20 protein-coding genes are annotated in these 23,768 nt (G+C 66.8%); 11 read left to right on the forward strand and 9 right to left on the reverse strand.

The genetic code is table 11. From position 1 onward, the window contains the following. The first annotated feature begins 3 nt into the window (after positions 1–3). The 4 genes from ACZY0R_RS31085 (at position 4) to ACZY0R_RS31100 (ending at position 3,636) form a co-directional block, all read left to right on the forward strand. On the forward strand, positions 4–942 hold the full coding sequence (locus ACZY0R_RS31085) for an LOG family protein (RefSeq protein WP_488863817.1): 939 nt from the start codon (positions 4–6) through the stop codon (positions 940–942). 274 nt (positions 943–1,216) lie between these two features. Continuing rightward, positions 1,217–1,642 carry a hypothetical protein gene (locus tag ACZY0R_RS31090; protein ID WP_488863819.1) on the forward strand — a complete coding sequence of 142 codons (426 nt, stop codon included), beginning with the start codon at positions 1,217–1,219 and terminating at the stop codon, positions 1,640–1,642. A gap of 204 nt (positions 1,643–1,846) precedes the next feature. Further along, positions 1,847–2,830 carry a homoserine kinase gene (locus ACZY0R_RS31095; protein ID WP_488863821.1) on the forward strand — a complete coding sequence of 328 codons (984 nt, stop codon included), beginning with the start codon at positions 1,847–1,849 and terminating at the stop codon, positions 2,828–2,830. A gap of 5 nt (positions 2,831–2,835) precedes the next feature. Continuing rightward, entirely contained in the window at positions 2,836–3,636 is an 801-nt protein-coding gene (locus ACZY0R_RS31100; RefSeq protein ID WP_035866458.1) for a BPSS1780 family membrane protein, read from the forward strand. 42 nt (positions 3,637–3,678) lie between these two features. Here ACZY0R_RS31100 and ACZY0R_RS31105 read toward each other — a convergent pair whose 3' ends face one another. Beyond that, positions 3,679–4,548 (reverse strand): amidohydrolase family protein, encoded by an 870-nt coding sequence (locus ACZY0R_RS31105; protein ID WP_488863823.1) that lies wholly within the window; start codon positions 4,546–4,548, stop codon positions 3,679–3,681. 90 nt (positions 4,549–4,638) lie between these two features. On the opposite strand from ACZY0R_RS31105, the gene ACZY0R_RS31110 reads away from it, so the two are divergent. After that, positions 4,639–5,406 (forward strand): GntR family transcriptional regulator, encoded by a 768-nt coding sequence (locus ACZY0R_RS31110; RefSeq protein ID WP_488863825.1) that lies wholly within the window; start codon positions 4,639–4,641, stop codon positions 5,404–5,406. Positions 5,407–5,479: 73 nt separating this feature from the next. Then, on the forward strand, positions 5,480–6,457 hold the full coding sequence (locus tag ACZY0R_RS31115; protein ID WP_488863827.1) for a tripartite tricarboxylate transporter substrate binding protein: 978 nt from the start codon (positions 5,480–5,482) through the stop codon (positions 6,455–6,457). Between the two features lie 24 nt (positions 6,458–6,481). Here ACZY0R_RS31115 and ACZY0R_RS31120 read toward each other — a convergent pair whose 3' ends face one another. Beyond that, on the reverse strand, positions 6,482–8,842 hold the full coding sequence (locus tag ACZY0R_RS31120) for a UvrD-helicase domain-containing protein (protein WP_488863829.1): 2,361 nt from the start codon (positions 8,840–8,842) through the stop codon (positions 6,482–6,484). A gap of 299 nt (positions 8,843–9,141) precedes the next feature. Here ACZY0R_RS31120 and ACZY0R_RS31125 point away from each other — a divergent pair, with 299 nt between their 5' ends. Both ACZY0R_RS31125 and galU read left to right on the forward strand, forming a co-directional pair. Further along, positions 9,142–12,009, forward strand: coding sequence for a valine--tRNA ligase (locus ACZY0R_RS31125; RefSeq protein ID WP_488863831.1), 2,868 nt, complete (start codon positions 9,142–9,144; stop codon positions 12,007–12,009). Positions 12,010–12,061: 52 nt separating this feature from the next. Beyond that, positions 12,062–12,940 carry a UTP--glucose-1-phosphate uridylyltransferase GalU gene (gene galU, locus ACZY0R_RS31130; protein ID WP_488863833.1) on the forward strand — a complete coding sequence of 293 codons (879 nt, stop codon included), beginning with the start codon at positions 12,062–12,064 and terminating at the stop codon, positions 12,938–12,940. Between the two features lie 77 nt (positions 12,941–13,017). Here the strand turns inward: galU and ACZY0R_RS31135 are convergent, their stop codons facing one another. From ACZY0R_RS31135 to ACZY0R_RS31160, 6 genes are all read right to left on the reverse strand, one after another. Then, the gene (locus tag ACZY0R_RS31135) at positions 13,018–13,245 is read right to left on the reverse strand and encodes a sulfurtransferase TusA family protein (protein WP_011297045.1); all 228 of its coding nucleotides are present in this window, start codon (positions 13,243–13,245) and stop codon (positions 13,018–13,020) included. Positions 13,246–13,326: 81 nt separating this feature from the next. Then, positions 13,327–13,914 (reverse strand): NUDIX hydrolase, encoded by a 588-nt coding sequence (locus tag ACZY0R_RS31140; RefSeq protein ID WP_045236076.1) that lies wholly within the window; start codon positions 13,912–13,914, stop codon positions 13,327–13,329. A 40-nt stretch (positions 13,915–13,954) separates the two neighbouring features. Continuing rightward, complete coding sequence (locus ACZY0R_RS31145; protein ID WP_488863836.1) at positions 13,955–14,986, reverse strand: threonine aldolase family protein; 1,032 nt, start codon at positions 14,984–14,986, stop codon at positions 13,955–13,957. Between the two features lie 121 nt (positions 14,987–15,107). Then, positions 15,108–15,296 (reverse strand): 4-oxalocrotonate tautomerase, encoded by a 189-nt coding sequence (locus ACZY0R_RS31150; RefSeq protein WP_035866483.1) that lies wholly within the window; start codon positions 15,294–15,296, stop codon positions 15,108–15,110. Between the two features lie 83 nt (positions 15,297–15,379). Beyond that, entirely contained in the window at positions 15,380–16,153 is a 774-nt protein-coding gene (locus ACZY0R_RS31155) for a class II aldolase/adducin family protein (RefSeq protein WP_488863838.1), read from the reverse strand. A 93-nt stretch (positions 16,154–16,246) separates the two neighbouring features. Then, entirely contained in the window at positions 16,247–17,500 is a 1,254-nt protein-coding gene (locus ACZY0R_RS31160) for a YbfB/YjiJ family MFS transporter (RefSeq protein WP_488863840.1), read from the reverse strand. A 196-nt stretch (positions 17,501–17,696) separates the two neighbouring features. Between ACZY0R_RS31160 and ACZY0R_RS31165 the strand changes: the two genes are divergently transcribed. The 3 genes from ACZY0R_RS31165 (at position 17,697) to ACZY0R_RS31175 (ending at position 20,908) form a co-directional block, all read left to right on the forward strand. After that, positions 17,697–18,575 (forward strand): LysR family transcriptional regulator, encoded by an 879-nt coding sequence (locus ACZY0R_RS31165; protein ID WP_488863842.1) that lies wholly within the window; start codon positions 17,697–17,699, stop codon positions 18,573–18,575. A gap of 105 nt (positions 18,576–18,680) precedes the next feature. Continuing rightward, positions 18,681–20,144 carry an NfeD family protein gene (locus tag ACZY0R_RS31170; protein WP_488863844.1) on the forward strand — a complete coding sequence of 488 codons (1,464 nt, stop codon included), beginning with the start codon at positions 18,681–18,683 and terminating at the stop codon, positions 20,142–20,144. A 2-nt stretch (positions 20,145–20,146) separates the two neighbouring features. Then, positions 20,147–20,908: a slipin family protein gene (locus ACZY0R_RS31175; protein WP_045236072.1), complete on the forward strand. Its 762-nt coding sequence runs from the start codon at positions 20,147–20,149 to the stop codon at positions 20,906–20,908. Between the two features lie 155 nt (positions 20,909–21,063). Here the strand turns inward: ACZY0R_RS31175 and alaS are convergent, their stop codons facing one another. After that, positions 21,064–23,688: an alanine--tRNA ligase gene (gene alaS / locus ACZY0R_RS31180; protein ID WP_488863847.1), complete on the reverse strand. Its 2,625-nt coding sequence runs from the start codon at positions 23,686–23,688 to the stop codon at positions 21,064–21,066. Between the last annotated feature and the right edge of the window lie 80 nt (positions 23,689–23,768).

The following is a 23,768-nucleotide window of genomic DNA, read 5'->3' on the forward strand; positions in this document are numbered from 1 at the left end:
CCCATGGACTCAAAATTGACTGGTGCCGCCGCAGGCGGTGCGAACGCCGCCCCCCTCTCCGACGCAGCCGACGCCGAAAATCCGGCGGCGGCCCTCAAGCAGGCCGCGGAAGGCAGTATTACCACCGCGGCCGATATGGACGTGAACGTGACGGTCAGCACTGCCGCCGAAGGCCCGGGAGATACTGCTCCCGCCTCCGGCATCCGCGCCAACCCGCGCAAGATGATTCCCAGCCTGCGTGCGCTGGCCGACGAAGACCGCGCGACTGCAAAGAAGGCGCGCGCCTCGTGGCAAATGTTCACGATTATGGCAGAGTTCATCGAGGCGACCGAGTACCTTTCGGAGATCCGCCCGGCTGTCTCGATCTACGGCAGCGCGCGCCTTCGCGAGGATTCTCCCTACTACCAGCGCACCATCGAGATCGCCCGCCTGTTCTCCGACGCCGGCTTCGCGGTGATCTCGGGCGGCGGCCCGGGCATCATGGAAGCGGCCAACAAGGGCGCCCATGCCGGCAAATCGGCCAGCGTCGGCCTGAACATCGAGCTTCCGCACGAGCAGCAAGGCAATCCCTACCAGGACATCGCCATGCGTTTTCGCCACTTCTTCACGCGCAAGGTGACCTTCGTCAAGAATTCGGACGCCTTTATCGTGATGCCGGGCGGCTTCGGCACGCTCGACGAGCTGGCCGAAGTGCTGACCCTGGTGCAGACCGGCAAGTCCCGTGCCGTGCCGGTGGTGCTGTTCGGCAGCCGTTTCTGGAAGGGCCTGCTCGACTGGTTCCGCTTCACGCTGCTGCCGATGGGCCTGATCGCCGAGCATGACCTTGACCTGATGAAGATCGTGGACGAGCCGCATGAAGTGCTCGAAGCGGTCTATGAGTACTACGAGCAGCGCGGCGGCGACAACCCGATCCCGCCCAAGGAAGAGATGTTCTACCTGTAAGCAGGGCTTGCACCGGGGCCGCCCGTCCTTCCGGAGCCGCAAGGCCCCGGAGGCGGCATGTTGCACCGCGAACAGGCAGCCCCTGCCATTTCCGGACCCGTGCCCGGGCGACCGCCCCTTAAAGGTGCCCGCCGGGTCACCGCAAGGGGCCCGGCGCGGGCAGGAATTGCTAGAATGGAAGCCTGACACACTGCCAAAGCCCGGCGCCGCCGGACTGCAGCGCCATTCGTGGTGCAGCATGCCCAGAGCCTGCAGCACTGCACAGGAGCCTTCAATGACCTCCACCACTCTCCTGGCCACCGCGCGCGCGGAAGAGCCGGAGCCGTTCCCGGCCGCCGCCCGCGCGCTGGGTTTTGCAGCCTTGCTGGCGCTTTGCGTCCCCGCCGCGGTGATGGCGCAGCCGAACACCGAGCAGGCGGGCGGCGCCCTGACCCAGCAAGAGCTGAACCAGATCAACAACCGGCCGATCACCTCGCCGGCCAAGACCCAGCTGAACCAGCCGCGCGAACCGAGCTTCCAGCTCAATGAGCGGGATGGCACCCAGGTCCGGGAATACAAGAACAAGGGCCAGGCCACCGATATCGAGGTCAAGTCCGGCATGGGGACCAAGTACCAGATGAGCAAGCCGGAAGACAGCTCGCCGAAGATCCGGGACCACGACACGAACCGCGTACCATCGGTCAAAGTGCTGCAATTCTGAGCACCGGCACGCCGGGTTTTAGCACCCCGGCTCCCGGGCCCTGGTTTTCGCTTTCTGCTTTCTGCTTGTTGTTTTCTGTTTTCTGATTTCCCACGACCCCGCCAGACGATCACGGCGGGGCCGCGCCGGCGTTTCCGGCATCCATGCCGCGAGAGCCAAGCTTGCTTGCGCCCGCCGCCATCCGTTTCGATTCAAAAAAAGAGTATGGCCGTATTCACCACGGTCTCGCCGGACGAGATCGCCAGTTGGCTCCTTGATTACAACCTGGGCGAAATGCGCAATTTGCGCGGTATTGCCTCGGGCATCGAGAACAGCAATTTCTTCCTGACCATGGAGCAGGATGGCTGCACGCATGAATATGTGCTGACCATCTTCGAGCGCCTGACGTTTGGGCAGTTGCCGTATTACCTGCACCTGATGGCCCATCTGGCGGCGCACGGCATCCGCGTGCCGGCCCCGGTCCCGGACCGCGACGGCGAAATCCTGCGTACCCTCAAGGGCAAGCCGGCCACCATCGTCACGCGCCTGCCGGGCGGCTCGCAGCTGGCCCCCGGGGCCGGGCATTGCGCGGAAGTGGGCGACATGCTCGCCCGTATGCACCTTGCCGGCCAGAGCTATCCGCGCCAGCAGCCGAACCTGCGCAGCCTGCCCTGGTGGCGACAGACGGAGGGCGAGATCCTGCCCTTCCTCGATGCCGGCCAGCAAGCGCTGCTGCGGCAGGAACTGGCCCACCAGACCGCCTTCTTCGGCAGCGCCGCTTACGCGGCCTTGCCGGGCGGCCCCTGCCATTGCGACCTGTTCCGCGACAATGCGCTGTTCGAGGACGACCAGGGCGGCCAGGACAAGCTGGGCGGCTTCTTCGACTTCTACTTCGCCGGCAACGACAAGTGGCTGTTCGACCTGGCCGTCACCGTCAATGACTGGTGCATCGACCTGGCCACCGGCACGCTCGACGATGCCCGCGTCCAGGCCTTGCTGCGGGCTTATCATGCAGTGAGACCGCTGGGGCCCACCGAAGCGCAGCACTGGCGCGACATGCTGCGCGCCGGCGCGCTGCGTTTCTGGATTTCCCGGCTGTGGGACTTCTACCTGCCGCGCGAGGCCGACATGCTGCAACCGCACGACCCAACCCATTTCGAACGCATCCTGCGCCGGCGCATCGAAGCCGCCGCGCTGCCCTGGACCTGACCGTCATGCAATTACTGGAAGTCTCCGCCAAGGAAGGTTATGTCTGGTTCCGCCAGGGTGTCTGGCTGTTCCGCAAGAACCCGCTCGCCTTCCTGATGCTGTTGTTTGTCTACCTGATCGCCGCGCAACTGGCGGTGTTCGTGCCGCTGATCGGCATCATCGCGCTGCTGGTGGTCACGCCTGGCCTGTCGGTCGGCATCATGACCGCCTGCCGCGAGGTGATTCTGAACAAGCGCGTGCTGCCCACCGTGCTATTGGCCGGTTTCCGCGGCAACGGCAAACAGGCCAGCCGCAACCTGCTGGTGCTGGGCGGCATCTATGCGGGGCTGGTGTTCGTGCTGAGCCTGATCGCGGGCAGCCTGGTGGATATCAGCACCCTGGTGCCCATCCTGCTCAAGGAAGAAGCGCCGTCGGCCGAGGCCGTGCGCCAGCTCTACTTCGCACTGATGATCGGCGCCGCGCTGTACACGCCGATTGCCATGCTGTTCTGGTTTGCCCCCCTGCTCACGGCATGGCACAACGTGCCGCCGGTCAAGGCGCTGTTCTTCAGCTGGACCGCGTGCTGGCGCAACCGTGGCGCGTTCCTGGCCTACGGCGTGGTGTTCGCGGTATTGCTGGTGGCGGTGCCTTTTTTCCTTGAGGCGTTGTTCGGCGCGCTGGGGGCCGAAGCGGTGCTGTCCTTCCTGGTCACCCCGTATTCGCTGCTGATGCTGGCGATCATGTATTGCTCGTTCTACGCCACCTACCGCGGCTGCTTCAATGTGGTGCCGGAGCAAGCGGCGGGCAGGACGGACGTGGCCGCCTGAAGACCTGACGGCTGGCGCCGGCTCAGGCGTGACCAGCCCCCGTCACGCGGCCGGCAGGTCGAACAACCGCGCCGCATTGCGGTCCGGCGCTGCGGCCAGCGGCCCCAGCCACTCCCATACCTTGCGCTGCAGGCCGCCATAGTCGGCCTCGGCCTCGTGATTGGTCCATGGCCAGTCCGATCCCCATAGCAAGCCTTGCTCGCCCAGGCAGTGGTGCCAGCCGGCCACCACGCCCCGCAAGTCGGCCGCCACGCGATACGGCGCGCTCAGCTTGACATAGACCTCCCTCTGCCCGCGCCACTGCGCGGCACAGGCCAGCATCGGCGCATCGCCCTGCGTGCCGGCCGCCGGCTTGCCGAAATGATCGAGCACCAGCGCGATCGGCACCGCCGGCAGCCAGGCCTGCAACTCGTGCAGCCGGCCTGGATCGGTGTGCAACTCCAGGTGCCAGCCCAGCGCGTGGGCCGCCTCCAGCAGCGCGGGCCAGCGTGCATCACGCCATGATGCGTCTGTGTGCCGTCCCACCATATTCCAGCGCAGGCCGCGCACGCCCAGTCCATGCAGGCGCGCCAGCTCGCCAACGGACACCTCCGGGTCCAGCACGCAAACGCCTCGCAGCGCGGGCGAAGCCGCCAGCGCCGCCTCCAGTTCGCCGTTATCGCTGCCAAAGAAACTCGGCTGCACCACCACGCCCGCGCGCACACCGTGCGCGCGGGAGATGGCTTGCCACTGCGCCAGGCTGGCGCCGTAGGCAGGCCGGTAGCGCGCACCGCCCACGGCGGGGGCATCTGCGGAAAACACGTGGAAATGGGTATCGATCTGGAACATGTTCTGGCCCGAGGGACGGCGCATGCCGCGCATGGATGGTAGCGCCTGCCGCCTTGCGCCGGCCAGGCGCGCGGTGGTTGACACCAGTGCCCCTCCATTCTATGCTCTAGTCCTATAGATGACTAGATACCTCGGCAATGAACATCGGCCGGGGCACGCACCCCGGAGACACGAATGCCCGACCGCTCCTCCCTGCCCGTCCCGACGGGAGCCGGCCTCGACGCCTCGCCCGCCAGCCTGGCCGCGCCACGCTGGGCCCGCATCGCGACCGCGCTCAAGGGCCGCATCCTGGCCGGCGAATGGGCTTCCGGCACAGCCATTGCGGCAGAGAGCGCGCTGGCGGAGCACTACGGCGTGGCGCTGGGCACCATGCGCGCCGCCATCCAGGCGCTTGTGGACGAAGGCCTGCTGGAACGCGTGCATGGCCGCGGCACCTTCGTGCGCGGCGCGCTGACCGGCGCCACCATGGCGCGGTTCTTCCGCTTTGGCGATGCCGGCTCGGAGATTCCGGAGTCGCGCATCGTGTCGCTGCGCACGCTGGCTGCCCCGGCGGATGTGGCGGCGCAGCTTGGGCTGGCAACGGGCACGGCAGTGCTGCGCGTAATGCGCCAGCGCGGCTGGGAAGGCCAGGTCCGGCTGCTGGAGACCATCTGGCTGCCGGCGGTGCTGTTCAGCGAACTGGCCACCCTCAAGCCCGCCGAGTTCGCACCCCTGCTCTACCCGATGTATGCCGAGCGCTGTGGGGTCACGGTCGGCCGCGCCGTCGACGACTTGCGCTTCACCCGGCTTGGCGCGCGCGAGGCCGCCCAGCTGGCCTTGCCGGAGGGCCATCCGGCGCTGGCGGTTAGCCGCGTAGCCTTCGACCTGGCGGGGCGGCGTGTGGAGTTCCGCCAGACGCTGGGCAATGCCGACGATTTCCACTATCGCGCCGAGGTTCGCTGAACTGCCCGAGAGCGCGCCGCCGCAAGCGCGGGCCAGCGCAGCTTGCCATACCGATACCTACCTGAGGAGACCCATGCGATTCCCAACCCGTCTTTGCGCCAGCGCCCTGTGCTGGCTCGCCGCCGGCGCCAGCGGCTTTGCGCACGCGCAGGCCTGGCCCGCCGCCAAACCCATCCGGCTGGTGGTCACCTACGCGCCCGGCGGCGGCGCCGACACCATGGCCCGCATGATCTCGCCGCGCCTGGGCCAGGAACTGGGCCAGACCATCGTGGTCGACAACCGGCCAGGCGCGGGCGGCCAGATCGGCACGGACCTGGTGGCCAAGTCGGCGCCGGATGGCTACACGGTGCTGCTCGATGCCGCCTCGTTCGCGGCCAACCCGTCGCTCTACAAGCGGCTGCCCTACGACCCGGTCAAGTCCTTCATCCCGGTCTCGGTGCTGGCGCTTTATCCCAATATGCTGGTGGTGAATCCGAAGTTCCCGGCCAAGTCCACGCAGGAGCTGGTCGCGATGGCCCGCGCCAAGCCGGGCAGCATTGCCTATGCGTCATCGGGCAACGGCTCGGCCCAGCACCTGGCGGGCGCGCTGTTCGCGCAGCGCATGAAGCTGGACCTGCTGCATGTGCCGTACAAGGGCGGCGGCCCCGCCATGGCCGATGTGATTGCCGGGCAGGTGCCTGTGTTCTTTGCCAATACAGCCTCCGGCCTGCAACATGTGCGCGCCGGCAAGCTGCGCGTGCTCGGCGTGACCGGCGCCAGGCGCACGCCCATCCTGCCGGACACGCCGACGCTGGCCGAGGCAGGCGTGCCGCACTATGAAGTCTACGAGTGGAATGGCGTGTTCTTGCCGGCAGGCACGCCGCCGGAGATCGTCAAGCGCTTGTCGGATGCGATCCGCAAGGTCATCAACCTGCCGGAGAACCGCGAGCGCGTGACCAGCCTGGGCGGGGAGATCGTGGCCGGCACGCCGGCCGAGGCGGCAAAGTTCATCCAGGCCCAGACGACCGAATGGGCCAAGGTGATCAAGGAAGGCAATATCCAGCTGGACTAGCCGCCTCCCTGATCGCCAGGCCGTTCAGTCGATCGGGTCCAGCTTGGCCACCGACAGCACCAGCCACTTGGCGCCGTGGCGCTTGAAATTGATATTGGCGCGCGCCCCCTCGCCCTCGCCTTCCAGCCCGGTGATCACCCCCTCCCCGAACTTGTTGTGGAAGACGCTCTGGCCGATGCGCAGGCCCGCTCCGGCCTGGCGCTTGGCGTCGGCATAACCGTTGCCGGTGTCCATGCCGCCGGTGGGCTGGGTGCCCGAGTAGGGCACGTCCTCCGCCCGCTTGAACCAGTCGCGGCCCCAGCCGCCCTCGTTCTGCTGGCGGCGCTGCTGGGTGCCGCCGCCATAGGCCTGCGCCGGCGGCATGAGCCACTTCAGCGATGCGTCGGGCAGTTCCTCGAAGAAGCGCGACCGCACGTGGTAACGCATCTGCCCGTGCAGCACGCGGCTTTGCGCGAACGAGAGGTAGAGCCGTTCGCGCGCGCGCGTGATCGCCACGTACATCAGGCGGCGCTCTTCCTCCAGCCCGTCGGATTCCTTGGCGCTGTTCTCGTGCGGGAACAGGCCTTCTTCCAGCCCGGTGATAAAGACCGCGTTGAACTCCAGCCCCTTGGCGGCGTGCACCGTCATCATCTGCACCGCATCCTGGCCGGCCTGGGCCTGGTTGTCGCCGGCTTCCAGCGAAGCATGGGTGAGGAAGGCCACCAGCGGCGTCATCACGGCCGGCAGCGCTTCGGGATCGAGCACCTGCTGGGCCTGGTCGCCGTCGGCCAGCGCCGGCAACTGCGCGCCCTCGCGCCCGACCGGGATCGCGCTGGCCAGCGCGTCCAGCCCGTAGCCCTCTTCCGTCACGAACGCCTGCGCCGCCGTCACCAGTTCCTGCAAGTTCTCGATGCGGTCCTGGCCTTCTTTCTCGCCGCGATAGTAGTTGATCAGGCCGCTGGTGTTGGTCACGTACTCCACCGTTTCCGGCAGCGTCATGCGGCGCGTCTCGGCACGCATCTGCTCGATCAGCCGCACAAAGGCGCCCAGCGTGCTGCCGGCTTTGCCGGGCACGTAGGCTACCGCCTCTGCGAGCGAGCAGTCGTATTGGCGCGCCGCATCCTGCAGCGATTCCAGCGAACGCGCGCCGATGCCGCGCGCAGGGAAATTCACCACGCGGCCGAAGGCGGCGTCATTGCGCGGGTTCTCCAGCAGTTGCAGGTAAGCCAGCGCGTGCTTGACTTCGGCGCGCTCGAAGAAGCGCAGGCCGCCGTACACGCGATAAGGGATGCCCGACGAGAACAGCGCATGCTCGATCACCCGCGACTGCGCATTGCTGCGGTAGAGGATGGCAATCTCCGAGCGGCTCATGCCCTGCGCGATCAGGTCGCGGATCTCTTCCACCAGCCAGGAAGCTTCCTGGCCGTCGGAGCCGGCCTGGAACACCCGCACCGGCTCGCCGTAACCGGCATCGGTACGCAGGTTCTTGCCCAGGCGCCGCGCGTTGTGGGCGATCAGGTGGTTGGCCGAATCCAGGATGTGGCCGTGCGAGCGGTAGTTCTGCTCCAGCTTGATCATGTGGCGCACGCGGAATTCATCCTCGAAGTCCCGCATGTTGCCGACATTGGCGCCGCGGAAGGCGTAGATGCTCTGGTCGTCGTCGCCCACGGCGAACACCGCGGCCGGGCTCTGCGTGCCGAAGCCCGCCAGCATCTTGAGCCACCGGTATTGCAGCACGTTGGTGTCCTGGAACTCGTCCACCAGCACGTGGCGGAAGCGATGCTGGTAGTGCTGGCGAATGGCGTCGTTGTAGCGCAGCAGCTCGTAGCAGCGCAGCAGCAGTTCAGCGAAATCGACCACGCCTTCGCGCTGGCACTGTACGTCGTAGGCGGCGTAGAGATCGACGAAGCGGCGGTTGAAGTCGTCGTTGGCCTCCACGTCGGCCGGGCGCAGGCCTTGCTCCTTGGCGTTGTTGATGAAGTACTGCAGGTTCTTGGCCGGGTACTTCTCGTCGTCGACGTTGAGCGACTTGAGCAGGCGCTTGAGCGCGGAGAGCTGGTCCTGGCTGTCGAGGATGGCGAAGGTCTGCGGCAGGCCGGCGTCGCGAAAATGCGCGCGCAGCATGCGGTTGCACAGGCCGTGGAAGGTGCCAATCCACATGCCGCGCGTATTGATGGGCAGCATCGAGGTCAGCCGCGTCATCATCTCCTTGGCAGCCTTGTTGGTGAAGGTCACCGCCAGCAAGCCCGCCGGGGACACCCGGCCGTTCTGGATCAGCCATGCGATGCGGGTGGTCAGCACGCGCGTCTTGCCGCTGCCTGCCCCGGCCAGGATCAGCGCCGGTTCGTCAGGCAAAGTGACGGCGGCTAGTTGTTCGGCATTGAGATTGGCAAGCAGGTCGGACATCGGGGAGGCCTTGTGGAGTGCCCCGAATTATACCGGGGTACCCGCCGGCCTCCGCGGCGCTTCGGCGCGCGTGGCGCCATGATGCGAAAGCAGCACAATCCCGCTGCCATCCCACCTTCCATCCCCTTCCGGCAAGGCCGGGCGGCACGCCAGGGAAGGCACGAATCGTTGCCGGCGCACCGGTCCCGGCCCGAAATCGCGCACCCTCCACCGGCCTCCCCTATAATTTGACGTTTTCCCGGCGCGTTGCCCTTGCCCGCCTGGCCCGCAGAATCCGACGTAATCATCGACATCCGAGCATGACCGCCCAAGACCAGTCCCTTGCCAAGAGCTTCGAACCCGCCGCCATTGAGGCCAAGTGGGGCCCAGAGTGGGAGAAGCGCGGCATCGCGCAGCCGACCCTAGATCCGGACCGCCCGGACTTCTGCATCCAGCTGCCGCCGCCGAATGTGACCGGCACGCTGCACATGGGCCATGCCTTCAACCAGACCATCATGGACGGGCTGGCCCGCCATGCCCGCATGACCGGCGCCAACACGCTGTGGGTGCCCGGCACGGACCACGCCGGCATCGCCACCCAGATCGTGGTGGAACGCCAGCTGGAAGCGCAGGGCGTGTCGCGCCACGATCTTGGCCGCGAGAAATTCATCGAGAAGGTATGGGCCTGGAAGGAAGAGTCCGGCTCGACCATCACGCGCCAGGTCCGCCGCATGGGCGCCTCGATCGACTGGAGCCGCGAGTACTTCACCATGTCGCCTGAGATGTCCCAGGCGGTGACGGAAGTGTTCGTGCGCCTGTATGAGCAGGGCCTGATCTACCGCGGCAAGCGCCTGGTCAACTGGGATCCGGTGCTGGGCACCGCGGTGTCCGACCTGGAAGTGGAGAACGTCGAGGAAGAAGGCTCGATGTGGCACATCCGCTATCCGCTGGCCGAGCCCGATACCGTGCACGGCCTGACCCACCTGACCGTGGCCACCACCCGTCCGGAGACCATGCTCGGCGACGTGGCGGTGATGGTGCACCCGGAAGACGAACGCTACGCCCACCTGATCGGCAAGTCGGTGCGCCTGCCGCTGACCGGCCGCGATATCCCGGTGATCGCCGACGATTACGTCGACCGCGAATTCGGCACCGGCGTGGTCAAGGTAACGCCCGCCCACGATTTCAACGACTATGCCGTGGGCCAGCGCCACAAGCTGCCGCAGCTGTCGATCCTGACGCTGGACGCAAAGATCGTCGCCGATGCGCCCGCTGCCTACGCTGGCCTGGACCGCTTCGAAGCGCGCACCCGCATCGTCGCCGACCTCGAGGCGGAAGGCCTGCTGGCCGAGGTCAAGAAGCACAAGCTGATGACGCCGCGCAGCGAGCGCACCGGCAGTGCCATCGAGCCGATGCTGACCGACCAGTGGTTCGTTGCCATGAGCAAGCCGGCGCCGGAAGGCACCTTCAACCCGGGCCGCTCGATTGCCGAAGTCGCGCTGGATGCCGTGCAGAGCGGCGAGATCAAGCTGATCCCGGAGAACTGGAACAGCACTTACAACCAGTGGCTGGAGAACATCCAGGACTGGTGCATCTCGCGCCAGCTGTGGTGGGGCCACCAGATCCCGGCCTGGTACGACGAGTCCGGCAAGTGCTTCGTCGCCCGCACCGAGGAAGAGGCGCAGGCCCAGGCGCGCGCGGCCGGCAGCACCGGCCCGCTACGCCGCGAGGACGATGTGCTCGACACCTGGTTCTCGTCGGCCCTGGTGCCCTTCTCCTCGCTCGGCTGGCCGGCCGAGACGCCGGAGTTGCAACATTTTCTGCCGTCGTCGGCACTTGTTACCGGCTACGACATCATCTTCTTCTGGGTGGCGCGCATGGTCATGATGACCAAGCACTTCACCGGCAAGGTGCCGTTCCACACCGTGTATGTGCACGGCCTGGTGCGGGATTTCGAAGGCAAGAAGATGAGCAAGTCCGAGGGCAATACCCTGGACCCGGTCGACCTGATCGACGGCATCGACCTCGACACCCTGATCAAGAAGCGCACCACCGGCCTGCGCCGTCCCAAGGACGCGCCCAAGATCGAGAAGAAGACCAAGAAGGAATTCCCCGAAGGCATTCCCGCCTTTGGTGCGGATGCACTGCGCTTCACCTTTGCCTCGCTGGCCACGCTGGGCCGCAACGTCAACTTCGACACCGGCCGCTGCGAAGGCTATCGCAACTTCTGCAACAAGCTGTGGAATGCCACGCGCTTCGTGCTGATGAACACCGAAGGGCACGACTGCGGCATGGGCCCGTGCAGCAATGACTGCGGCCCCGACGGCTACCTGCACTTCTCGCAGCCGGACCGCTGGATCGTGTCGCTGCTGCAGCGTGTCGAGGCCGAGGTGGAAAAAGGCTTCGCCGAGTACCGCTTCGACAACATCGCCAGCGCCATCTACAAATTCGTCTGGGACGAATACTGCGACTGGTACCTGGAACTGGCCAAGGTGCAGATCCAGAACGGCACGCCCGCGCAGCAGCGCGCCACCCGCCGCACGCTGTTGCGCGTGCTGGAAACGGTGCTGCGCCTGGCCCACCCGATCATCCCCTTCATCACCGAAGAGCTGTGGCAGAAGGTGGCGCCGCTTGCCGGCCGCGCCAAGGGCGACGGCAGCGAGACGCTGGCGCTGCAAGCCTACCCGCTGCCGGCCATGGCCAAGATCGACGAAGCCGCCGAGCAGTGGACCGCGCAGCTCAAGGCCGTGGTCGATGCCTGCCGCAACCTGCGCGGCGAGATGAATATCTCGCCGGCACAGCGCATCCCGCTGTACGCGGAGGGCGACAGCGCCTTCCTGACGTCGGCCCAGGCCTATGTGCAGGCGCTGGCGAAACTCTCCGAGGTCAAGGTATTCGAAGACCAGAATGCCCTGATGGCCGAAGGTGCCGGCGCACCGGTAGCGATCGTCGGCGGGAACCACCTGCTGCTGAAGATCGAAATCGACGTGGCCGCCGAACGCGTGCGGCTGGGCAAGGAAATAGAGCGCATCAGCGCCGAAATCGGGAAATGCCGCGGCAAGCTCTCCAATGAAAGCTTCGTCGCCAAGGCGCCTCCCACCGTTGTCGCGCAAGAAACCCAGCGTCTGTCGGATTTCGAACAGACGCTGGTCAAGCTGCAAGATCAAATTCAGCGCTTGCCGGCATGAGCTTTGCGTTCCCAGCAGGGTTGTGTACACCGAAATGATAAGGAAACCTGATATGGAAACCCGTGTCACCAAGGCTGTCTTCCCGGTAGCCGGTCTCGGCACTCGTTTTTTGCCGGCTACCAAGGCAAGCCCGAAGGAAATGCTGCCCGTGGTCGACAAGCCGCTGATTCAGTACGCCGTGGAAGAAGCCATGGCCGCAGGCATCACCGAGATGATCTTCGTGACCGGCCGCTCCAAGCGCGCCATTGAGGATCATTTCGACAAGGCCTACGAGCTCGAGGCGGAACTGGAGGCCAAGAACAAGCAGGCCCTGCTCACCCTGGTGCGCTCGATCAAGCCGTCGCACGTGGAGTGTTTCTACGTGCGCCAGCCCGAGGCCCTCGGCCTTGGCCACGCCGTGCTGTGCGCGGAAAAGCTGGTGGGCGACGCACCGTTCGCCGTGATGCTGGCCGATGACTTGCTGGATGGCGAGCCCCCGGTGATGAAGCAGATGGTGGACCTGTACGGCCACTACAACTGCTCGGTGCTGGGCGTGGAAGAGATCGCGCCGGAGCAGAGCCGCTCCTATGGCGTGGTCGCCGGCCGCGAATGGGACGAAGGCGTGATCAAGGTATCCGACATCGTCGAGAAGCCCGCGCCCGAGAACGCACCGTCCAACCTTGGCGTGGTGGGCCGCTACATCCTCACGCCGCGCATCTTCGACCATATCCGCAATCTCAAGCCGGGCGCCGGCGGCGAGTTCCAGCTCACCGATGCGATCCAGTCCCTGCTCAGCCAGGAGCAGGTGCTGGCCTACCGCTACAAGGGCGTTCGCTACGATTGCGGCAGCAAGCTGGGCTACCTGAAGGCTACCGTGGAGTTTGCACTCAAGCACCCGGAAGTCATGGACGAGTTCGGCGCCTACCTGAGCGCACGCACCGACAACATCTGAAGCGCGGCTGGCCTTGCCGCATGAAAAAAGCCGCGTTTCCGCGGCTTTTTTCATGGTGCGGCGGCACTGAGCCGGATTTAGCGCCGGCGCATGTAGAACACAAACACCTTGTCGACTTCCTGGTGCGACAGCAATTCATTGCCGGTCTGCTTGGCAAAGGCCTGGAAATCGCGCGTGGCGCCGGGGTCGGTGGCAAGCACCTTGAGCACGTCGCCGCTGGCCATGTCGGCCAGCGCCTTCTTGGTACGCAGGATCGGCAGCGGGCAGTTCAGGCCCCGCGCATCCACTTCTTTCTGGAACTCCATTCCTCTCTTCCTTGGTTCAGGGCTTTCAGGGCCTGTCATGGCCGTCGTGGCCACGGCAGCCATGCCTGCCTCTATCGATGTCTATGACCGGTATTGTAGCGAAATGCCCGGCACTCCCAAGCCATCGCGCCGGCGCGGATCGGGAATGTCCTCGCCGGTCTGGCGATCGAAGAAACGCACCGGATGCCCGCGCGAGGCCAGCCAGTCCGCCACCGCGAAGCCCGTGCCCGCCGACCAGATCCGCATGTCCTCGGGCGCCACCAGCTTGTAGTCGGCGAGCTCCTCCGACAGCGCGATCTCGCCGCTCGCCTGCACATGGTAGGCAATGATCAGCTCGTTCTTGCGCATGAACTCGTAGACGCCGATCAGCGATACCGATTGCGCGTCGAGGTTGGTTTCCTCCTTCAGCTCGCGCGCCACGCCCTGCTCCGGCGTTTCGTCGCGCTCCAGGAAACCGGTCACCAGCGCGAACATTTTCTCCGGCCAGGCGGCGTTGCGCGCCAGCAGCAGCTTGCCTTCGTATTCCACCACCGCGGCCAGCACCGGCAGCGGATTGTTCCAGTGGACAAAGCCGCACTCTGGCTGGATGCAGGCATCGCGCTCGCGGCCGGAGTGCGGCAGCAATTCCAGCGGCGAGCCGCATTGCGGACAGTATCGGTAGACGGACATGCGGGGGCTCCTTTATGTGGTCTTGTTATGGTGGGCGCGTTCAGGCGCCGCAGGCAATGCGCATATCGGCCGCCAGCGCCTCGACGGTCTCGGGCTGCAGGTCCCACGAGCACATGAAGCGGCAGCCGCCGGCACCGATAAAGGTGTAGAAGCGCCAGCCCTTGGCACGCAGGGCCTCGATCGCGGGAATCGGCAACTCGGCAAAGACCGCGTTGGACTCGGTCGGGAACATGATGCGCACGCCGGGAATGCCGGCGATACGCTGGTGCAGCAACTGCGCCATGGCGTTGGCGTGGCGGGCGTTGCCCAGCCACACGTCGTTCTCCAGCAAGCCCAGCCACGGCGCCGAGATAAAGCGCATCTTGGAGGCCAGCTGCCCCGCCTGCTTGACGCGGTAGGCGAAATCCTCGGCCAGCTTGCGGTCGAAGAAGACCACCGCCTCGCCCACCGGCAGGCCGTTCTTGGTGCCGCCGAAGCACAGCACGTCGACACCCGCGCGCCAGGTGATCTCCGACGGATGCACCCCGAGCGAAGCCACGGCGTTGGCAAAGCGCGCGCCATCCATATGCACGCGCAACTGGCGGCGCTTGGCGATGGCGGCGATGGCGCGAATCTCCTCCACCGTGTACACCGTGCCAACCTCGGTCGACTGCGTCAGCGACACCACCTTGGGCTTGGGATAGTGGATATCGGAGCGGCGCGTGACCAACGCTTCGATCGCGTCAGGCGTGAGCTTGCCGTTGACGCCCGGCGCGGTCAGCAGCTTGGAGCCGTTGGAGAAAAACTCCGGACCGCCGCACTCGTCGGTCTCGATGTGCGCCAGCTCGTGGCAAATCACTGAATGGTACGACTGGCACAGCGCCGACAGCGCCAGCGAATTCGCCGCGGTGCCGTTGAAGACGAAGAACACCTCGCAGTCGGTCTGGAACAGGTCGCGAATGCGGTCGCAGACTTTCTGCGTCCACGAATCGTCGCCGTAGGCCTGTTCGTGGCCGCTGCCGTTGGCTTCGAGGAAATACTTGAGCGATTCCGGACAGAAGCCGGCGTAGTTGTCGGAGGCGAAATGCTGCATGGGGGGAATCCGTGGCGGGTGGCGAGGCGCGAGCCGCCGGCGTTGGGGCTTGTGGCCTTTGGCCTGGCGGCTGGCTGGTTTGAAGCTGGCTCCGGTCTGGCTTGCCGTGGCCTGGCGTGGCCTATTTTTTGTCAGCCCACAGTTCCCCGCCGGTGGCCCAATTCTCGCGCTTGATGTCGGTAATGATGATATCCACGGCCGAGGCCGAGCAGCCGAGCGTTTCGCAGGTAACGCGGGTGACTTCCTCGACCAGCTTGCGCTTTTGCTCGATGGTGCGGCCTTCGAAGAGTTCTACATGGTAAGTCGGCATGGTTTGGTTCCTGTTGTCTGGTTATATTGCCGGGCCTGGGGACGCGGGGTGGACGCGCATCCCGAGCGACAGGCCCGGGTCCGTCAATCGCGGTACGAACCATCGATTCTATCCAGTTTGCGCAACAACGATGGCCATTCCAGCGCGCCTTCGACGGCGCCGCCGTCGTGAAGCTGCTCGGAAGCCCGTTGCGCCAGCGCGTGCGGCGGCTGCACGACCTGTCCGCCGGCCTGCGCGCCAAGCTGGATCTCGCACGCCTTGATGAGAGTCGCCATCAGCACATAAGCCTCGGCCACGGTCCGGCCCACCGTCAGCGTGCCGTGGTTGCGCAGCAGCATGGCGGGATGCTGGCCCAGCGACGCGGTCAGCCGCGCGCCCTCGGCGGGCGTGAAAGCCAGCCCCTCGTAGTCGTGGTAGGCCAGGCGGCCATAGAAACGCATGGCATGTTGCGACAGCGCCAGCAGGCCGCAGGCCTGGGCCGATACCGACACGCCGGCGCTGTTGTGCAGATGCATCACGCACACCGCATCCGGGCGCGCGGCATGCACCGCGCCGTGCAGCGCGAAGCCGGTGACATTGACGGGATGCGCGCTTTCGCCCACCACCTCGCCGCGCCCGTTGATCTTGACCAGGTCGCTCGCGCGGATCTCATCGAAGGCAAAACCGAAGGGATTGATCAGGAAGTGACCGGGCTCGCCAGGCACGGCGGCCGAGATATGCGTGTAGATCAGGTCATCCCAGCCCTGCAGGGCGCACAGGCGGTAAGCCGCGGCCAGGTCGGCGCGCATGCGCAGTTCGGCCTGCGTGGCAGGCTGGGTGGCGCCCGCGGCACGGGCGGGCTGCAAGGCAAAGGACATGGACGGTCTCCTGCGCCGCGCTGCGCGCGCCGGTTCTGCCAACCGGCGCCGTGGACGGCGAAGGCGATACTGTAGCGCAAGCCAGGTGCGGCGTCAGGGCGTCCCGCGACGGCCCTGCCCCGCCCTCACGCCGCGGCCGGGGGTGGACTCCGTCCGGCTCATCCAGGCGAAGATCACGCCCCCCAGCAGCAGGGCCGCGACCGCGCAGCACAGCGAAGCCGCGAAGCCGCCGCTGCGTGCCACCAGGGCCGTGGCCAGCGGCGGCCCGACGATCTGGCCGAGGCCATAGCTGGCGGTCATCAGGCCCATCAGGCGCTGCGCCTGCGCGCCCCACAGCCGCCGTGCCTCGCGCATGGCGAACGACACCAGTGCGTTGAAAGGCAGCCCCGCCAGCATGCTGCTGAGCGCGAAACCGGCCACCGTCGGCCAGACCACCGCAATGGCCACGCCGATCGCCTGCAGGGCGTAGGTAAAGGCCAGCAGCCGGCGATTGTCGCGCTCCGTGCTGACGCGCGAGGCCACGAAGGCGCCGATGATCACGCCCACGCCGAAGATGGGCCAGAACAGGTCGGCCCAGAGCGAGCCCGGCATGGCCTGGCGCGCGATCACAGGCAGGAAGGTGGCGGTAATGATGTAGCCGAATCCGGCCAGGCCATAGGCTAGCGTAAGCAGCCAGGTCTCGCGGTTCAGCCGCGGCGCCGGTTGCGCCAGCGCGGCCGGGCCGGCGGCGTGCGCGCCGCGCGGCGCCGGCGTGAAGATATGCCAGGTCGCACCAACCAGCAGCACCGCGAGCACGCCGAAGGCCAGCCAGCCCCAGTTGGCTCGCCAGCCGGCACTCACCATGGCGAAGGCCGAGACACCGGTAAAGACAATACCGATCCCCGGCCCGCAAAAGATCACGCCGCCCAGCGGTGCCCTGCCCAGTTCGGCCAGCCGGTGCATGCACCAGGCCGAGCCGTACACCATGACCAGCGCGCTGGCCACGCCGGCCGCGGCGCGCCACAGCCCCCAGGCCGCCATGCCGCCGGGGGCGGCCATGCCGAGCGTCAGCAGCACGGTGGCAACCAGCCCGCAGCGGACCATGCGCGCCGGATCGGGACGCATGAACAGGCAGGCCGCAGCGCCGGCGAAGTATCCCAGGTAGTTCAGCGTGGCCAGCCAGCCGCCCTCGCCCAGCGTGACGCTGCCGTCGTGCAGCATCATGGGCAGCAGCGGCGTAAAGGCAAAGCGGCCGATGCCCATGGCCACGCCCAGCGCCGCCAGGCCCGCCAGCGCCACGGCCCAGACCCCGGGCTGCGTACTAACCGGCGCAATGGCGCTGCCAAGCTGGCGGCCGGCGCTGCCCATCTACGCGCGCGCCCGGTGGCGGGCAATCGAGAGTGTCGAGTTCATGGCAGCATGCTACGCTCGGATCGGCAAACCAAAAAATGAATAATTGAGAACACAATCATCTTCATTCAAGATGATTTCCGCCGCGCATGCGGCAACCTGCCGCTACCACCCGCCACCACCCGCTTCCGCCTACCTGTTAATGGAGATCGCAATGGACCTGGCCTCCCTGGAGATCTTCCGCGCCGTCGTCGAGGAAGGCGGCGTCACGCGCGCCGCCGCCCGCCTGCACCGCGTGCAATCCAACGTCACCACCCGCATCCGGCAACTGGAAAGCTCGCTCGGCGTCGAGCTGTTCCTGCGCGACGGCAAGCGCATGGTGCTGACGCCCGCCGGAAAAACCTTGTCCGACTACGCCCGGCGCGTGCTGGACCTGGCCGAAGAAGCGCGCCAGGCTGTGCTGCCAGCCAAGCCGCAAGGCCGCCTGCGCATCGCCTCCATGGAAAGCACGGCGGCCAGCCGCCTGCCCGCCATGCTGGCTGCCTATCACCAGGCCTGGCCGGATGTGCAGCTCGAACTGGTGACCTGCACCACGCGCCAGGCCATGCAGGCGCTGGCGCGCTTCGAGGTGGACTGCGCCTTCGTGGCCGAGCCCCTGGATGACCCCGCGCTGGCGTGGCTGCCCGCGTACCAGGAGGAACTGGTCCTGGTCGCGCACGAGCGCCACGCGCCCATCCACGGCGCCGCCGACCTGGAAACCCGCACCATGCTGGCCTTCGAATCCGGCTGCAACTACCGCGCGCGGCTGGAAGCCTGGTTTGGCGCCAGCGACAGCCTGCCGCGCCGGGTGCTGGAGCTCGGCTCCTACCACGCCATCATTGCCTGCGCCGCCGCCGGCATCGGCGTGGCCATTGTGCCGCGTTCGGTACTTGGCCTGTACCGCGACCTGCCCAAGATCAGCATCCACGGCCTCGGCCCGGCCGGCCAGGTCTGCACGCTGCTGGCCTGGCATCCGGCGATGGCCAGCACCGCGCTGGGTGCGCTGGCCGACACGTTCCGCGCATCGAAGCCTGGCCTCGCCGCGGCGGCCTGAGTCCATTCGCCCCACGCCGCGGCTGGCGCGTACCGGCAAGATGTGCCCGGTCGCCTACACTGGAAGTGGCGCCGCGTTTGCACCCCTCGTGCCGGCGTCACTGCCATGAAGCATGCCCAGATGCTCTTTCGATGGCTTGCCGCCGGCCTCTTGCTAGCCGTGGCCGCGGCGGTGGCCGCGCCAGCCGCGCCAGCAGCGCCAGCCAATGCGCAGGCAAGCGCCTCTGCGCCGGCGTCCACGACCGCCCCCACGGCAGCCAGCGCCGCCAACGCCACGGCGCCCGTCGTCGTGATCGCCCTGAAAGGCGCGGTCGGCCCGGCCAGCGCCAGCTTCATCCTGCGCGGCATGACGCGCGCGCGCGAGGCGGGCGCCCAGTTGATCGTGCTGGAGATGGACACGCCGGGCGGGCTGGACCTGTCGATGCGCGAGATCATCCAGGCCATCCTGGCCTCGCCGATACCGGTGGCAAGCTATGTCTATCCGGGCGGCGCGCGCGCGGCCAGCGCCGGCACCTACATCCTCTACGCCAGCCATATCGCGGCGATGGCGCCGGGCACCAACCTTGGCGCCGCCAGCCCGGTGCAGATCGGCATCGGCGGGCCGCAAAAGCCGGAAACCGCACCGGCCTCTGCCCCCGCGAGCGCGCCGCCGCAAGACGTCATGGAGCGCAAGCAGATGCATGACGCCTCGGCCTATATCCGCGGCCTGGCGCAACTGCGCGGGCGCAACGCCGAGTGGGGCGAGCGCGCGGTCCGCGAGGCGGTCAGCCTGTCGGCGAATGAAGCCGTGACGCAGCATGTGGCCGATCTGATCGCACCCGACCTGCCCGCCCTGCTGCGCGCCGTGGACGGGCGCCGCATCCAGGCGGCCGGTGCGGAGCGCGTGCTGCGCACCGCGCAGGCACCGGTGCAGGTGCTGGAACCGGACTGGCGCGACAACTTCCTGGGGGTCATCACGGATCCCAGCGTGGCGCTGATCCTGATGATGGCCGGCATCTACGGCCTGATCTTCGAGTTTTCCACGCCGGGCATGGTGGTGCCCGGCGTAGGCGGCGCGATCTGCCTGCTGCTGGCGCTGTTCGCGCTGCATATGCTGCCGGTCAGTTACGCGGGGCTGGGGCTGATTGCACTGGGCATCGGCTGCATGGTGGCCGAGTTGTACCTGCCGACCTTTGGCGCACTGGGCGTGGGCGGCATCATCGCCTTCATCTTCGGTGCGGTGATGCTGATCGACACCGACGTGCCCGGCTTCGGCATCCCGCTGTGGCTGATCGGCAGTCTGGCGCTGGCCAGCGCGCTGTTCCTGTTCGCGGTCTGGACGCTGCTCTGGCGCGCGCGCCGCATGCCTGCGATCAGCGGCGGCGATGCCCTGATCGGTACGCCCGGCGTGGTGCTCGAAGATCTCTGGGACGACGGCTGGGCCGAAGTACGCGGCGAACGCTGGCAGGTGCACAGCGCCATGCCGCTGGCGCGTGGCCAGCACGTGCTGGTCATCGGGCGCCACGGGCTGCAGCTCGAGGTCCGCGCCACGGACGCGGCCCCGATTCAATCATCCACCCAAGGAGCATGATCATGGCATTCGGATTCAGCGCAGGCGGTCTGGTCTTCCTGATAGCCCTGCTGATCGTTTCGTCCATCCGCGTCCTGCGCGAGTACGAGCGCGGCGTGGTGTTCATGCTGGGGCGCTTCTGGAAGGTCAAGGGGCCGGGGCTGGTGATCCTGATCCCGGCGGTGCAGCAGATGGTGCGCGTGGACTTGCGCACGGTGGTGATGGACGTGCCGCCGCAGGACGTGATCTCGCGCGACAACGTGTCGGTCAAGGTGAATGCGGTGGTGTACTTCCGCGTGATCGACCCGGAGCGCGCCATCATCCAGGTAGCGAACTTCCTCGAAGCCACCAGCCAGCTGGCGCAGACCACGCTGCGCTCGGTGCTGGGCAAGCACGAACTCGACGAGATGCTGGCCGAGCGCGAGCAGCTCAATATCGATATCCAGAAAGCGCTGGATGCCCAGACGGATAGCTGGGGCATCAAGGTGTCCAACGTGGAGATCAAGCACGTCGACCTCAACGAATCCATGATCCGCGCCATCGCGCGCCAGGCCGAGGCCGAGCGCGAACGGCGCGCCAAGGTGATTCATGCCGAGGGGGAATTGCAGGCTTCGGTGAAGCTGCTCGAGGCGGCGCAGATGTTAGCGAGGGAGCCGCAGGCAATGCAGTTGCGCTACCTGCAGACGCTGACGCAGATCGCGGGGGACAAGAGTTCGACGATCGTGTTTCCGCTGCCGATCGACATCCTGACGCTGGTGGGGAAGCTGAGCCGCGAGTCGGCGTGAAAAAAGGCGCCGGGGGCGCCTTTTCGATGCTGCGGGGGATTCAGACTCCTGCCGGTTTGCTCCCCTCCCCCCGAGGGGAGAGGGAGAGACAGCCGTCGTCATGGCAGATGCTTTTGGCCCAGCCAGTCGGCTTCGTTTCAAGCCTCAGCGTTGCCTCAAACCTTGCCCGCCACCCACTCGCCGACGCCAGCCAGCGCCTTGGGCAGATTTGCCGGCTCCGTGCCGCCGGCCTGTGCCATGTCCGGACGGCCGCCGCCCTTGCCGCCGACCTGCTGCGCGACAAAATTGACCAGCTCGCCGGCCTTGACCCTGGCGGTGGCATCGGCCGTAACGCCGGCGATCAGGCTGACCTTGCCGTCGGCCACGGCGCCCAGCACGATGGCCGCGGTGCCCAGCTTGTCCTTGAGCTTGTCCATGGTCTCGCGCAGCGTCTTGACGTCGGCACCGTCGAGCTGGGCTGCCAGCACCTTGATGCCCTTGACGTCGATGGCCTGCGCCGCCAGCTCGTCGCCCTGCGAGGCGGCCAGCTTGCTCTTGAGGCGTTCCAGCTCCTTCTCCAGCGCGCGCACCTGTTCCTGCACCTGGCCGATACGCGGCACCAGTTCGGACGGTTGCGCCTTGAGCGCGGCGGCGGCTTCGTTCAGCTTGGCGTCGAGCGCTTGCAGGTAGTGCAGCGCGTTGTCGCCGGTGATGGCTTCGACGCGGCGGATACCCGCCGCCACGCCGCCTTCCATCACGATTTTGAACACGCCGATATCGCCGGTGCGGGTCACGTGGGTGCCGCCGCACAGTTCCTTGGAGCTGCCGATCGACAGCACCCGCACGTCGTCGGCGTACTTCTCGCCGAACAGCGCCATGGCGCCGCTCTTGACAGCGTCGTCGAAGGGCATGACTTCGGCGCCGGTGGCCGCGTTCTGCAGGATCTCGGCGTTGACGATTTCCTCCACGCGGCGGATCTGCTCGTCGGTCATCGCGGCGTTGTGCGAGAAGTCGAAGCGGGTCTTGTCGGCATCGACCAGCGAGCCCTTCTGCTGCACGTGGCTGCCCAGCACTTCACGCAAGGCCTTGTGCATCAGGTGGGTGGCCGAGTGGTTGCGCACGGTGCGCGCGCGGCGCTGCGCGTCGACCTGCGCGGTGACGCTGTCGCCCACCTTGAGCGCGCCGCCCGCCAGGGTGCCCTGGTGGCCGAACACGTCGGCCTGCACCTTGGTGGTGTCGGCCACGGTGAAGACGGCATCGCCGCTCTTCAGTTCGCCCTGGTCGCCGGCCTGGCCGCCGGACTCGGCGTAGAACGGCGTGTTGTCGAGCACCACCACGCCGGTCTGGCCGGGCTGCATGGTGTCCACGGCGGCGCCATCCACATACAGCGCGGTGATCTTCGCGCCGTCCACGCCCAGCTTCTCGTAGCCGTGGAAGGTGGTCTTGTCGCCCTTGTACTCCAGGCCGGCCGCCATCTTGAATTTGCCGGCCGCACGGGCCTGCTCGCGCTGGCGGTTCATGGCCGCGTCGAAGGCGGCTTCGTCCACCGTCAGTTCCTGCTCACGGCACACGTCCTGCGTCAGGTCCAGCGGGAAGCCAAAGGTATCGTGCAGCTTGAAGGCGAGTTCGCCGTCGAGCACCTTGCCGCCCTTGAGCTTGATATCGGCCAGTGCGGCATCGAGGATGGACATGCCGTTCTCGATGGTCTCGAAGAAGCGCTCTTCCTCGGCCTTGAGCACTTCCACCACACGCGATTCGGCCTCGGCCAGCTCCGGATAGGCTTCGCCCATCTGCGCCACCAGGTCGGCCACCAGCTTGTGGAAGAACGGCGTCTTCTGGCCCAGCTTGTAGCCGTGGCGGATGGCGCGGCGGATGATACGGCGCAGCACGTAGCCGCGGCCTTCATTGCCGGGGATCACGCCGTCGACGATCAGGAAGGCGCAGGCACGGATGTGGTCGGCGATGACCTTGAGCGAGTTCTGGTTGAGGTTGTCGGTATGGGTCTCGCGCGCGGCACCCTTGATCAGCGCCTGGAACAGGTCGATCTCGTAGTTGCTGTGCACGTGCTGCAGCACCGCGGCGATACGCTCCAGGCCCATGCCAGTGTCGACGCAGGGCTTGGGCAGGCGCGGCATATTGCCTTGCTCGTCCCGGTTGAACTGCATGAACACCAGGTTCCAGATCTCGATGTAGCGGTCGCCGTCTTCCTCCGGCGATCCCGGGGGGCCGCCCCACACTTCCGGACCATGGTCGTAGAAGATTTCCGAGCAGGGGCCGCAGGGGCCGGTGTCTGCCATCTGCCAGAAGTTGTCCGAGGCGTAGCGCGCGCCCTTGTTGTCGCCGATGCGCACGATGCGCTCCGCCGGCACGCCGACTTCCTTGGCCCAGATGTCGTAGGCTTCGTCGTCTTCCGCGTACACCGTGACCCACAGCTTCTCGGCCGGCAGCTGGTAGACCTTGGTCAGCAGCTCCCACGCGTACTGGATGGCCTCGCGCTTGAAATAGTCGCCAAACGAGAAGTTGCCGAGCATCTCAAAGAAGGTGTGGTGACGCGCGGTGTAACCCACGTTCTCCAGGTCGTTGTGCTTGCCGCCGGCGCGCACCGAACGCTGCGACGAGGTCGCGCGGGTGTAGGGGCGCTTGTCGGTGCCCAGGAACACGTCCTTGAACTGCACCATGCCGGAATTGGTGAACAGCAACGTCGGATCGTTCCCCGGCACCAGGCTGGACGAGCGGACCACGGTATGGCCCTTCGATTCGAAGTACTGCAGGAACTTGCTGCGGATGTCGGAGACTTTCATGTTCTGGGCAGGGCGTCCGGCGGCGTGGCAGGGCGCTGTCGGTCAAGATGGAGGATTTGCAAACCATTGATTATACGGGG

Source organism: Cupriavidus sp. F041, assembly GCF_057814235.1.